Source organism: Pseudomonas sp. 57B-090624 (assembly GCF_003234055.1).
Classification (GTDB): Bacteria; Pseudomonadota; Gammaproteobacteria; order Pseudomonadales; family Pseudomonadaceae; genus Metapseudomonas; species Metapseudomonas tohonis.
In genome coordinates this window covers 28044-41323 of sequence record NZ_QKRU01000028.1, presented here as the reverse complement: position 1 = coordinate 41323, position 13280 = coordinate 28044, and the positions used below count along the sequence as shown (strand labels likewise).

General features: G+C 63.4%; 10 protein-coding genes. 7 read left to right on the top strand and 3 right to left on the bottom strand.

The window, feature by feature from the left end:
- The first annotated feature begins 25 nt into the window (after positions 1 to 25).
- Complete coding sequence (locus DMX10_RS14965; protein WP_111261857.1) at positions 26 to 979, top strand: FecR family protein; 954 nt, start codon at positions 26 to 28, stop codon at positions 977 to 979.
- A gap of 108 nt (positions 980 to 1087) precedes the next feature.
- Here the strand turns inward: DMX10_RS14965 and DMX10_RS33185 are convergent, their stop codons facing one another.
- Positions 1088 to 1213, bottom strand: coding sequence for a hypothetical protein (locus DMX10_RS33185; protein WP_256604822.1), 126 nt, complete (start codon positions 1211 to 1213; stop codon positions 1088 to 1090).
- A gap of 150 nt (positions 1214 to 1363) precedes the next feature.
- The gene (locus tag DMX10_RS14960; RefSeq protein ID WP_111261820.1) at positions 1364 to 1648 is read right to left on the bottom strand and encodes a hypothetical protein; all 285 of its coding nucleotides are present in this window, start codon (positions 1646 to 1648) and stop codon (positions 1364 to 1366) included.
- A 200-nt stretch (positions 1649 to 1848) separates the two neighbouring features.
- Here DMX10_RS14960 and DMX10_RS14955 point away from each other — a divergent pair, with 200 nt between their 5' ends.
- Positions 1849 to 2274: a hypothetical protein gene (locus DMX10_RS14955; RefSeq protein WP_111261819.1), complete on the top strand. Its 426-nt coding sequence runs from the start codon at positions 1849 to 1851 to the stop codon at positions 2272 to 2274.
- On the opposite strand, the gene DMX10_RS14950 is transcribed toward DMX10_RS14955, so the two are convergent.
- Complete coding sequence (locus tag DMX10_RS14950; protein ID WP_111261818.1) at positions 2261 to 2704, bottom strand: hypothetical protein; 444 nt, start codon at positions 2702 to 2704, stop codon at positions 2261 to 2263. The genes DMX10_RS14955 and DMX10_RS14950 overlap by 14 nt on opposite strands.
- A gap of 580 nt (positions 2705 to 3284) precedes the next feature.
- On the opposite strand from DMX10_RS14950, the gene wecB reads away from it, so the two are divergent.
- The 5 genes from wecB to DMX10_RS14925 all read left to right on the top strand — a co-directional run bounded on the left by wecB (position 3285) and on the right by DMX10_RS14925 (position 13279).
- Positions 3285 to 4397 (top strand): non-hydrolyzing UDP-N-acetylglucosamine 2-epimerase, encoded by a 1113-nt coding sequence (gene wecB, locus DMX10_RS14945; RefSeq protein WP_111261817.1) that lies wholly within the window; start codon positions 3285 to 3287, stop codon positions 4395 to 4397.
- Positions 4394 to 5641, top strand: coding sequence for a UDP-N-acetyl-D-mannosamine dehydrogenase (gene wecC / locus DMX10_RS14940; protein ID WP_111261816.1), 1248 nt, complete (start codon positions 4394 to 4396; stop codon positions 5639 to 5641). The genes wecB and wecC overlap by 4 nt, the downstream gene beginning before the upstream one ends.
- On the top strand, positions 5638 to 7776 hold the full coding sequence (locus tag DMX10_RS14935; RefSeq protein ID WP_256604821.1) for a bi-domain-containing oxidoreductase: 2139 nt from the start codon (positions 5638 to 5640) through the stop codon (positions 7774 to 7776). The genes wecC and DMX10_RS14935 overlap by 4 nt, the downstream gene beginning before the upstream one ends.
- A 68-nt stretch (positions 7777 to 7844) precedes the next feature.
- Entirely contained in the window at positions 7845 to 10481 is a 2637-nt protein-coding gene (locus DMX10_RS14930; protein ID WP_256604820.1) for a bi-domain-containing oxidoreductase, read from the top strand.
- Positions 10482 to 10486: 5 nt separating this feature from the next.
- Positions 10487 to 13279 carry an acyltransferase gene (locus DMX10_RS14925; RefSeq protein ID WP_111261814.1) on the top strand — a complete coding sequence of 931 codons (2793 nt, stop codon included), beginning with the start codon at positions 10487 to 10489 and terminating at the stop codon, positions 13277 to 13279.
- Position 13280: the final 1 nt, after the last annotated feature.

Sequence of the window (13280 nt, the reverse complement as noted above, 5' to 3'; positions counted from 1 at the left end):
ACAGCTGCGCTTGAACGACGACGCCATGACAGGACCCGATTCCGGCACCGCCGGGCAGACCCGGCTGGAGGACGAAGCCCGGGCCTGGTTGCTCCGCCTCACCTCCGGCCATGCCACCACCCGTGACGCCGAAGCCTTCCGCCTGTGGTGCGCGCAAAGCGAGCAGCACTCCGCGGCCTTCACCCGTGCCCGGCAGCTGTGGCAGGCCCTGGCGCCCGCCGCCGTGGCGCTGCAGCAACCGGCTGCCCCGGCGGCCAGCCTGCCGTCCCGGCGCTTCGGCCGGCGCGCGTTTCTCGGTGGCGCCATCGCGGCCTCCCTTGCCGTGGTGCTGGTACGGCCCACGTTGCCGGGGGCGCTGTCCGGCCTGGGCGCCGACTACAGCACCGAGGTGGGTGAGCAGCGCCGCGTGGATTTCGCCGAGGGGCTGACCCTGGAGCTCAACACCCGTACCCGCATCAACCGGCGCCCGCTGGGCGGCGGTGTGGCGGGCATCGAGCTGCTCGAAGGCGAGGTGGAGGTGCTGGCCAGGGTGCCGATCCGCGTGGTGGCCGGAGCCGGCACCCTGGATGCCGCCGGTGCACGCTTCAACGTGCGTGCAGTGGGCGATGCCATCTGCGTCACCTGCCTGGAAGGCAGCCTCGCCGTGGAGGTGCGCGGGCGCAGCCTGCTGCTGCCGCCCGGCCGCCAGCTGACCTATGACGAAGGCGGCCGCAGCGAACCGATCGCCTTCGACCCGGCGATGGTCATGGCCTGGCGCCAACAACTGCTGGTGTTCGACGACGCGCCCCTGGCCACGGTGATCGACGAGATCAACCGCTACCGCCCGGGGATGATCCTGCTGGTCAACGACGAACTCGGCCGGCGCAAGGTCCAGGCCCGCTTCCGCCTCGACCAGTTGGCCGAGGTCGCCTCCCTGATCCGCGACGCCTACGGCGCCACGGTCACCGAGTTGCCGGGCGGGGTGGTGCTGGTCAGTTGATCGGTGCTGCACGCCTGCGGCTTTCGTATTTCGTAGGATGGCGTAGAGCGAAGCGAAACCCATCATCCCCATAACGCAACGGCCCGGATAAACCGGGCCGTTGGCGTTTCAGGTGGCTTCATCCTCCGCAGGTGACGGCTTGCGGGGCTCGCGCAGGTGGTCGAAATAGAACAGCGCCAGGCCAAAAGCGATGATGAGACCGATGATGACCAGGCCGATATGAGCGTTCTGCATCGCGGATTCCATTTCCAGGAAAGCATGGGCTCAGGGCCGGCGGGGATTGTCGGCCAGGGGGAACAGGGACGCCATCGGCGTTGCGGCAAAAGCCTGTAGGGAAGAGCGGAGCCAGGGCGGGGCCGCCAGGACGGCAACCCCGCGTGCGGGTCAGACGAAGCCCTGTTCGCCAAAACCACGCGGCAGGCGCTGGCGGCCGGGCAGGGCGGTGAGGTGCTGCTCCCAGCTGCTGCGCCAATCGATGGCGACGTTCTCGGCCTTGGCCTTGCGGGCGGCGCGTCGTGCGGCGTTGCGCGCAGTGCGGCGGGCTTCCTTGAAGACTTCGGTGTTGCGGCAGGTGCGGCACTTGACGCGTGCCAGTTCAGTGGTGGAAACCAGGTTGTTGCCGTGACGACCGCAGGCCAGGTGCCCGGCGACCTTGTAGTGAGTGACCATCGGTGGGTCTCCTTTGTACGGCCGCACCGCACCCGATGCCTCGGTCACGGTTGGCACGAAAATGGGGACTACCCGGTTTTCGACTGCGAGGCGGCGTTCCGGTTCGGTTTATCGAAGCGGCACCTGAACGCCCGCATTTTGCGGTGGTGAGGGTCGCCGAAGAACGCTAGATTTCCCGCTCCCACAACGGAGCACATGGCATGGATAACCCGTTTCAACCCCCGACGAGCGACTCACTGACGGAGAAGACCAGCACCAGACCGAGCATCACCTCCACCGTGCTGCGCGTGGCGATCCTGGCGTTCTGCTCGGCCCAGTTCCTGGCGCTGCTGTGGAACCGCGGGGCAATCTGGGAGGCCATGAGGGCCGGGGAAGTCTCCGTACTCGCCGGTGCTGCGAGTTTCCTCTTCGCGTTGGCGCTGATGCTTGCCGGGGTGTTGCTGTTCTTCTCCCGCCAATCGGCTTTGTGGCTGCTGCTGGCCTACCTGCCGTACCAGCTCCACTGGCTGGTAACCGCCCAGGAGCGCGGCACGCTGTTGCTTTGCCTCCTTTCGCTGGGCTGCCTCACCGGCTGCCTGGTCTACTGCTGGCGGCTCAAGCGGGCGGTGCGACTCACTCGGTCTTGAACCTGATCCGGTTCACCCGGTACTCGATCATGCTGGAGTGGGCCAGCATGGACTTCAGCCATTCATCCGCCACTTCCTTGCGGGTGAATGCCCCCATCGAGGCGACGCGCTTCCAGTGCTTCTCCTCGCGCAGGCGCGACTCCAGCACGTAGACGGATTCGATGCCCGGGTCCTGGTACCAGGCGGGCGGGGTATCCCTGCGCTGTTCCAGTTCGCGCAACTGCTTGAGCAACGACTTGGCCTTGGCCTCCCACTCCCGCGCCTTGTGCTCGGCCCGGGCCTGCGCCTCGAGGGCCTGGTCGCGCTGTGATCGCAGTGCGCCGGTGCTTTCGAGGGCCTGCTGGGCAGCGCCATCGATAGCCTCGTCCAAAGCGCGGCGGATTTCCGCCTGGCGCTGCCGATACGCCCGCTGACGTTCGGCATTGCTCATCGCGTTACCGCTCGCTGGTCGGCCGCGCTTGCGAGGAGAAGGTGGTTCCTGCTGGTTCATGGGACGTTCCTGACGAGTTCGCATCATTCTAATAACGTAACGAGAATATGGAAATGTCAGCTATGAACGCTCGAATCAGCCAAGGAGAAATTTGGGGGGTTGCTTCAAGCCTATAACATTGATCATGTTTGCCCAGTGGCTAAGGGCCACCAATCTTCCACTCTGTATGCAGCGGCGTGCACTTGGACATTGGCTCGGATTGGGTGCTTGTCCGATCCACTCGTCAGCCCGTTGTAGTCGTCTGAGGCTTTACTCGTTGTAAGTGCCATATCACCTGATCTGATAGTCATGTTCAAAGCCGTGCCTAAACTCGGGAGCGGAAGTCGGCTACTGGCAATTGGGTCATCAGCCTGTAAAAAAGTTGACGCAAACTTGTTAAGTCACTGATAAGCGACTAGAAATAGGCACGCAATATTGTCCCTTCAGCCGGTAGGACTTTTTCAAGGCGCCTAAGGACGGGGAACTACTTATCTAGGCGGGGAAATTCACTGCTTTGGGACTTCAGAAGGATTCTGGGGGAATGAAGGTACTTAGCGTTTTTGGTACACGCCCCGAAGCCATCAAGATGGCTCCGGTGGTCAAGCGTCTGGAGTCGGAATCCCTGATCGACAGTCGCGTGTGCGTTTCAGCTCAGCAACGCCAGATGTTGGACCAGGTGCTGGAAGTCTTCGACATCGTTCCCGACCACGATCTCGACATCATGCGCCCCGGGCAGAGCCTGACCGACATCACAACCCGTGTCATGCAAGGCATGGAAAGCATTCTGGAAAGCGAGAAGCCTGACCTTGTTTTGGTGCACGGTGATACCTCGACCACTTTCGCTGCCAGCCTTGCCGCTTACTACCGGCGCATCCCTGTAGGGCACGTTGAGGCGGGTTTGCGTACGGGGAACATCTATTCCCCATGGCCCGAAGAAATCAACCGGCGCCTGACCGGTGCGATCGCTGCCCATCACTTTGCTCCCACAGAAGCAGCTAGGACCAATCTGCTACGGGAAGGCATTGCCGACTCGGCCGTCTGCGTGACTGGGAACACAGTGGTCGACGCCTTGCTCGCCGTCGTCCAGCGCATCGAAAGCGACAATGCACTGACACAGCGCTTCGAGCAGGAGTTCGACTTTCTCGATCCCCATCGCCGGATGATTCTGGTAACCGGCCATCGGCGAGAGAGCTTCGGCCAGGGCTTCGAGAACATCTGTCTCGCCCTGCGTGAACTGGCTGCTCGTGAGGATGTGGAGATCGTTTATCCCGTGCATCTCAATCCGAACGTCCAGGAGCCTGTCCGCCGCATTCTTGGTGACTGCCCGCAGGTGCACCTGGTCGAGCCGCTCGACTACCTGCCATTTGTCTACCTCATGAAGCGTTGCCACCTGATCCTCACCGATTCAGGCGGCATCCAGGAGGAGGCACCGTCGCTGGGCAAGCCCGTGCTGCTGATGCGCGACACAACCGAACGCCCGGAAGGAATGCAGGTCGGGGCCGTGCGATTGGTCGGTACGGACTGCGGAAAGATCGTCTCGGAGACGATACGGCTACTCACCAGCCAGGTTGAGTACGAAATGATGGCCAGGGCCGGCAATCCCTATGGGGATGGCATGGCCGCGCAGAGAATCGTGCAGAGAATACTCGGATGATCCAATTCAAGCGTGTTTCGATGATCGGGCTGGGCTACATCGGTCTGCCGACTGCCGCCTTGATCGCCAGCCGCGGCTGCGAAGTCCTGGGCGTCGATGTCAATCCATCCGTTGTAGCGACGCTCAACTCGGGCAGGATCCACATCGTCGAGGCAGAGCTCGATGTGCTGCTGTCCGGCGCTATAGCCTCCGGGCGATTTCGTGCCTCGCTGCAGCCTGAAGCGGCGGATGTCTTCATGGTCGCGGTACCTACGCCGTTCAAGGATGACCATCAGGCTGACCTCAGTTGCATCAGGGCAGCGGCTGCCAACATTGCCCCCGTGCTCAAGAAGGGCGACCTGGTGATACTCGAGTCCACCTCGCCGGTGGGCACCACCGAGAAGTTGGAGCAGTGGCTGCATGCGGCTCGTCCCGACCTCAGTTTCCCGAGCCAGGCTGGCGAGGACTCCGATATCCGCCTGGCATATTGTCCCGAGCGTGTGCTCCCGGGGCGGATCATCCACGAGCTGGTGAGCAATGATCGCATCATCGGTGGCCTGACCCCCAGGTGTGCTGAGTGTGCCGCGGCCTTCTATCAGGTATTCGTCGAAGGCCAGTGCCTGACCACCAGCGCTCGTACCGCCGAGATGGTCAAACTGACCGAGAACGCCTTCCGTGACGTCAACATCGCTTTCGCCAATGAGCTCTCGCTGATCTGCGACCGGCAAGGCATCGATGTGTGGGAGCTGATAGAACTCGCCAATTGTCACCCCCGCGTCAATATCCTGCAGCCTGGGCCGGGGGTCGGTGGCCACTGCATAGCGGTCGACCCCTGGTTCATCGTCGAGCAAACCCCTGATCTGGCGCGTTTGATCCACACCGCGCGCCTGGTCAACGATGGCAAGCCGCGTTGGGTGATCGAGCGGGTCAAGGACGCCGTCAAGGGGTTGCGCAATCCCAAGGTCGCGTGCCTGGGGCTCTCCTTCAAGCCGGACATCGACGACCTCCGTGAAAGCCCGTCACTGGAGATCGCGGCCCATCTGGCTCATGAGATAGATGGCCTCATCTATGCGGTGGAACCTCACGTCGACACATTGCCGCCGGCCCTGGCCAAGTATCGCAACGTTGAGTTCATGCAGGCCGAAGAGGCCATCGCCGATGCCGACATCGTCCTGCTGCTGGTCAACCACAAGATGTTCCTGACCATCGACCGTTCGTTGCTGGAAGACAAGGTCGTGATCGATACCCGGGGAGCGTGGCGTTGAAGCAACTGCTGTTGAAGCAGGGTGCCGCGCGATTGGAAGATGTCCCCGCCCCCCTGGTGGGAAGCAAGCACGTTCTCGTGCACGTGCAGTATTCCTGCGTGAGCGTCGGCACCGAGGCCGCGAGCGTCGCGTCAGCGGCGGAACCGCTTTACAAGCGGGCCCTGAAGCACCCTGAAAAAATCCGCCGGGCGCTCGACATGGTGCGCGAGCAAGGCCTTGCCCGAACCGTCGAGCGGGTTCGTGGCACCTTGGCGGCTGGCCAGCCTACCGGTTACTCGGCCGCAGGCACGGTAGTCGCGGTGGGTGATCGGGTCGAAGGATTCAAGGTTGGTGATCGGGTCGCTTGCGCCGGCGCAGGTATCGCCAACCACGCAGAGTTCATCAACGTTCCCGTCAATCTGGTGGTGGCGGTTCCAGCGGAACTCCCTTCTCAGCATGCCGCTACGGTGACCCTGGGCGCCATTGCCCTGCAAGGGGTACGCAGGACGGCTCCGACGCTGGGTGAAACCATCATGGTCGTTGGTCTCGGTGTTCTCGGGCAGCTTGCTGTGCAGCTGTTCAAGGCCAATGGTTGCCGAGTCATCGGTGTCGATCCGGACCCGCGACGGCTTGAAGTTGCGCGACGCTGCGGCATGCACCTTGGAATCGATCCGACCCAGGACGATCAGGTTTCCCGGGTGGCCTGGATGACCGACGGATTGGGCGCGGACGCCGTGGTCGTGACTGCGGCATCCGCCAGTAGCGACCTCATAAGCCTGGCCATGCGTGCCTGCCGCAAGAAGGGGCGCGTGGTCCTGGTGGGTGATGTGGGACTGGACCTCAAGCGTGAAGACTTCTATCGCAAGGAGCTGGACTTCCTTATCTCCACTTCCTACGGCCCGGGGCGTTACGACCCGAACTACGAGGAGGAGGGGCAGGACTATCCGCTTGCCTACGTGCGCTGGACCGAGAATCGCAATATGGCGGCTTATCTGGATCTGCTGGAGCAAGGCAAGGTAGACCTGCAGGCGCTTTCGCCCGAGATAGTCGATCTCGCTGAGGCGGAAGCCCTGTACGCGCGCCTGGCCAAGGGCCAGGCGCGTCCGTTGCTCGCTCTGTTGCGCTATCCCGTGGACGCCCCTCCCAAGCGGGTACACAGCTTGATGCTGCGCCAGCCCGCGCGGGCCGACGGCAGAATTCGGGTCGCCGTCATCGGAGCGGGTGGTTTCGCCCAGGGGATGCATCTGCCCAACCTGGTCAGGCTGCGTGAGCGCTATGAAGTCCGCTGGGTCGTCAGCCGCACGGGTAGTACAGCGAAGGCTGTGGCCACTCAATTCGGAGCGAGTTTCGCTGGTATCGACTACCAGGAGGCGCTGGCCGATCCCGATGTCGACCTGGTGCTTATCGCCACGCGTCATCACCTGCATGGAGCGATGGCCAGGGAGGCTCTGGAAGCCGGCAAGCACGTCCTGATCGAAAAGCCGCTGGCCCTGCTCGAGGATGAAGTGGCGGCCATCGAAGCGTTCTATGCCAATGCCGATGCCTGCCCCAGGCCCTTGTTGATGACCGGCTTCAACCGGCGCCACTCGCCAGGCATCGTCCAGCTCAAGGCGATGCTGGGCCAGCGCAGCGCGCCGATGATGATTTCCTACCGCATGAATGCAGGCTACCTGTCTCCGGATCATTGGGTGCACGGGCCGGAGGGCGGAGGCCGCAATATCGGCGAGGCCTGCCATATCTATGATCTATTCGCCTTCCTCACCGACGCCGAACCGGTATCGGTGGAAGCGACCGCCATCGGCGTCAGCGCAGGTGGCATTCGCGCCAACGAGAATTTCACCGCAACCATCCGCTACAGCGATGGTTCGGTGGCGTCCTTGCTGTACACCTCTCTGGGAGCTGCCAGCCATCCCAAGGAGCGAATGGACATCTACACCGACGGCAAGGTGCTGAGCATTGATGACTACCGGACGATATCGGTGTCGGGCGACAGCGCCAGATCCTGGACGTCGCCTGTGCCCCAGAAGGGCCAGTACGAGGAACTCGTGGCACTGGCAGATGCCATCGGTTCGGGCGTGATAGATGAAAGGAACATCAGGAGCCAGTTGGCGACGACCCGCCTGGCCCTGGCGATAGAGAAGCAACTGCAGTCCTGACATCGGGATGGCCAAGGCGATGCCGCTGGCCGTCCCGATGCATCGGCTCATGACGAGAGAGCGTGTTGATGAGGCAAGTCCTGTTGGCCAACGATCGCGTACGTGTCGCACGCATGCCCGCACCTGGCGTAGAGCCCGGCGCCGTACTGGTTAAGGTCCACTATTCGATGATCAGCGTGGGGACCGAGGTTGCCGGTTTGCGCCCCGTCTCCTCAGGCGAGGCTCCCACCGGGCTGGACCAGGCCAGGGAGATCACCAGTCGTGCCGGGCGTTATCTGGCCAAGGCCATCGCTGACCCGCGGCTGGCGGCTTCGCGACTCAAAGGCATCGCCAAGAGCCGAATCGCTCGCCTCATTCCCGATCGCCCGCAACCGCGGCAGCCCGACCACAATCTGGACTCCATTTCCTGGGAGCGCGATGCGGCCACGGAGTTCAGCTATCACGGGGGGCGCCTGACACTGCTGAGCGACGACTCGGACTGGCAATACCAGGCCCATACCGCCAGTTTCCAGGTTCCCGTGGGCTACCAGGTGGCGGTCGAAATACGCGGCACCATCGACAGTGGCAGGTTGGCCATCGGCATCCTCGATGACGCGGGCAGCAAATGGCTGGGGAACCGTACCTTGACGCCAGGCGCGCTGGACGACCGGTTGATCTTCGACCCGCAAGGGGAGGGCGCGGCCAAGCTGGTCATCTCCAATGCCCAGGGCGGCGTGACACGCGCCGATTTCGAGCGCCTCGGCGTGGTGCTGGTAGCTCCCAATCCCGACGGCGATCCCCATAACGAGATGGACGAGACGGGGTGGAACCTCGGTTATTCGGCCGCCGGTGTCGTCATTGCCCTGGGCGCCGGGGTGCAGGGGCTGAAGGTCGGTGACCGAGTGGCCTGCGGCGGTGCCGGCCGCGCCAACCATGCCGATTATGTGCTGGTGCCGCGCAATCTGGTGTGTCGCGTCCCGGATGGCTGTGACTTGCGTTGGGCCGCGTCCACCACCATCGGTACCATCGCCATGCAAGGCGTGCGTCGTGCCCAGCCCGATCTGGGAGAGCGGATCGCCGTCATCGGTCTGGGGCTGCTGGGCCTGCTGACCGTGCAACTGCTGCGAGCGGCAGGCTGCCAGGTGATCGGATTCGATCTCGACGCCAGGCGCGTGGAGCGTGCACGGAAGCTGGGCATGGAGTATGGCAGTGCCAATCCTGCGGAATTCCTCCGTCTGGTGCGTGACATCAGCGAAGGACAGGGCTGTGATCGTACCCTGATCACGGCCGCGACCAAGTCCGATGCGGTGATCAATACGGCCATGGAAGTGACGCGGCGCCGTGGCGTCGTGGTGATCGTTGGCGATATAGGCCTGAACGTGCAGCGTGCGCATTTCTATCGCAAGGAAATCGACCTGCTCATGAGCACCTCCTACGGTCCCGGCCGATACGACACGAACTACGAGGAGAAGGGCCGCGACTATCCATTCGCCTACGTGCGCTGGACGCTCAACCGCAATATGCAGAGCTACATGGAGCTGATCGCAGCCGGGCGCCTGGACGTGGAGTCCCTGGTGGACATCGTGGCCCCTGTGGACGAGGCGCCAACGCTATACAAGATGTTGGCCAGCAGCCCGGAGGCGCCTATTGGCGTGCTGCTCGACTACACATCTGGCCGCTCCGTGGTCGAACCGTCCGAGGCAGAGCGCATCCACCTGCGTGGTGCGCGCACCCCACAGGCGGACAAGATCAACTACCTGCTGGTGGGGGCGGGGGCTTATGGCCAGTCCATGCTGGTGCCCATGCTCGATCGTCAGGACGGGATTTTCCTGCGGGGAGTCGTCAGTCGCGACGCCGTACGTGGCGGCAATTTCGTGCGTGAGCGGCGGCTTGGCGTATTCGCCTCCAACCTGGACTCCGCCATCGATGACCCTGATGTGCACATGCTGGTCATAGCGACCCGCCATTGCGAGCACGCTTTCCAGGCGATGGCCGGGCTCAAGGCCGGCAAGCACGTATTCGTCGAAAAACCGCTCGCTATCACCTGGGAACAGCTCGATGCATTGGTGGAGTGCCACGATTCCCTGGCGAACCCACCGTTGCTGATGGTGGGCTTCAACCGTCGCTTCTCCCCAGCCATCCAGGCGCTGCGCGAGGTCCTCTCCAACCGCACAGCGCCGCTGGCGATCAACTACCGGCTCAACGGTGGCTACATCCCGCTGGACCACTGGATCCAGACCGAGCAGGGCGGCGGACGCAACATCGGCGAAGCCTGCCACATGTACGACGTGTTCCGTTGCCTGGCTGGGGCGGCCGTCATATCCGTTTCCGCCACGGGCATCAATCCGGGCGCACGGCCTTACCTCGTTACCGACAATTTTTCCGCTACGGTCGGTTATGCCGACGGCAGTATCGGCAACCTGTTCTACACCGCCCTCGGCCCCAAGCAGGGGCTGCCGAAAGAGCGCATCGAAGTGTTCTGCGACGGCGAAGCCTATGTCGTCGACGACTTCAAGCAGCTGATCAAGGCCAGCACCGGGGAGGTGCTCTGGTCAGCTACCGAGGCTGACAAGGGGCAGGCCACGCAGATGAAGATGCTGGCCGAAGCACTGGCCAGCGGGGGCGCGGCTCCGATCTCTTTCGACGAAATCATCGAGACCACGGCGGTGGCGCTGCGGGTCGAGGAGCTGCTCATGGGAACCGGAGCCCTTGAGGTGGACGACTGAGCGATATGCTTGCCGACAAGCACGACAACAATTTCGACCTGATCCGCCTGCTGGCTGCTCTGCAGGTGGCGTTTTCGCACACCTTCTGGTGGCTGCAGGTGCCGCTACCACGCGAAGTCGACCTGCTGTTGAAGTGCTTCCCCGGGGTTCCCGTATTCTTCGTGGTCAGCGGGTTCCTGATCACACGCTCTTATGTCAGCCGCCAGCGTGGCCTCTGGGCGTACCTGGGCAGCAGGGCCTTGCGCATTTATCCGGCGCTGTGGCTGCAGTACCTGCTGGTCATCGTGCTGCTGGCCTGTACCGGCGGGTTCGCCGTGTCGATGCTGCTGGAGCCGATGTTCTGGAAGTGGTTGTTGTCGGCGATGCTCATCGGCTCCAACTTCTACGGCAACCTGGTCGCCAACTGGGGGCCTTTCACCTGGACGGGCCTGTACCAGAGCTATCCCGCCGATGTGCTGTGGACTATCCCGGTCGAGCTGGGGTTCTACCTGCTGGTGCCGCTGGTGCTCTCCAGAACCCTGGCACGTCTGAAGCTGACGCCCTGGCTGATCCTCCTGTGTTTCGGCGGTTCGCTGGCCTACGCCATGCACGTAGGCCCCATGCTGCTCAACGAGCCGACCACGAGCTCCACCGGTTTGATCCACTCCAGTCCGCTCCCTTACTTCTGGCTGTTTCTCACCGGGGCGACGGTGGCCATCTATTGGCAACGTCTGAAGGTCATTTTCGTCGGGCGAGCGGCCTGGTGGCTGCTGGCATGGGGGGTGATCACCGGCCTTTATTTCCTGAAAACCGGCTCAACGGCCGTGAGGTACCGCATACCTGACCTGGATATCGCCCTGCGCGCCTTGCTGCTGGCGGGTGTAGTGCTCTCGCTCGCCCACTCCTGGCCGCAGCTGTCAGGCTGGATGCGCGGCCGCGACCTGTCCTACGGGCTCTATCTGTTCCACATGCCATTACCGCTAGGGCTCTACTACGCCGGCATGACCGGGCAGGCCTGGCTGGCCTGGGCATCGCTGCTGGTGGCCTTCGTGCTGGCCGCACTGTCCTGGACTCTGGTCGAGGCGCCGGCCTTGAGGCTGCGTCCGCACTTGAGCCAGGCGCACCTCGGCTGGCAGCTGCCGCGTATCTCCGTCGCCGATCTGCGCCTGTGGCGCCCCCGGTTGCTGGGCGTTGCCGCCCTGATGGTTGCCAGCCTGACCGCACTCGCAGTATCGCGCTCGACACTGCTGGACCTGCATGGACCGTCTGCGCTCGAACATTTCTTCGGCCATGACAGTGGCCTGCGCGTGCAGCCTTATCAGAACCCCGATCTGGTACTGCATCGCGGCGATCTGCAGATCAGCAGCGACATGGGCCCGGCGGGGCTGGGCCTGGTGGTCGAGCCCCGCCAGCAAGGGACGCGCAAGCTGGAGCTGATAGGGCGTCAGTTGGGGGCTCAGCCCGTGAGCGGACGCCTGACCATCGACGGCCAGCCGAGCACCTACTTCCGCATGCCTGATGGCCCCTTGTCCCTCACGGTGGCCCCCGGCGCCCAGGTCGAGCTGCTGATCTATGCCGATGTGCCTTATGCCTATGTGATCGAAAAGACCAGCCTGACGGCCTGCTCGGACTGCGTCGTCGATGGGCAGCAGACGAGTGGACTGGCGGCAGCCTGGCATTTCTTCGGCGAGGACAGCGGCCTGGCCGTGCAGCCTTATCGGACCCCCACTCTCGCTCTGGCACGCGGAAATCTGAGAATCAGCAGCGAAACTCCCCCGGCGGGCCTGGGGTTGGTGGTCGAAGCCAGCCAGCCAGGAGTTCGCAGGCTGGAGCTTCTAGGGCGCCAGTTGGGGGATCAGGCAGTCAGCGGGCGCCTGACCATGGACGATCAGCCCAGCACTTACTTCCGCATGCCCGATGGCCCCTTGTCCGTCACCGTTGCGCCAGGCACACGGCTAGAACTGTTGATCTACGCCGACCAGCAGTTCGCCTACCAGCTGGAAGCGTTCAGCCTGGCGGCTTGCGCGGATTGCACCACCGATGCGCAGATGATGACGCGGATCAGGCAGGAGATTCCGGCTCTGAATCTGGCTCCGGAAATGGCGCGGCAGGCGGATGGGTTGGGCGGCGCCACACAGTTGATGCACTGGCTGTCGCCGCGGCTGGTGATCGAAAGTGAGGAGGCCCTGCATGCGGTAATGAGCGGATTGCCGCTCGGGCAGATTCTGACCGAGTCGTTCGAGGCCAAGCGCAATGGCGCCTCCTGCGGCGGCTTCGCTGTGTTCCAGGCGCGGCTGTTGAAGATGTTCGGCTATGAAGCCTTCACCATGGACTTCGGCATACCAGGCACCTTCACCCATGTCACTACGGTAGTAGCCGTCGGCCCCGCCGATGCCAAGCGCTTCTACATCTTCGACCCCACCTTCAATGCCGGGCTTGTAAAGGTTGCAGACAACATGCAACTCGATCTGGACGAAGCGCTGGCGCTGCCGGCTTCCGACGTGCGCTTGCACTCCGCCGAAGAGGCGGTGCGTGATCTGCTGTTGCCGCTGGACTCCTCAGTGGCAGACGTGGTCCAGGCGGGCGGTAGCTGCAGCGTCGAAGGCAGCCGTCAACTGTGCCGTAACGTCAATCAGGTGAACCTGATGCTCGATCCCGTGCGTGCCCGGCTCCGCAAGGCGGGCATCGAGGGCCCGGATATCTGGCTGGGCCTGCTGAAAAAAGGCGTGATCTCGATCACCGGCGCCGAACCCGCTACCCGCGAAGCGCTGATCAAGGTTCTCACCACCCATAACGTCGCGTACTCGGAGAGAGTCTAGC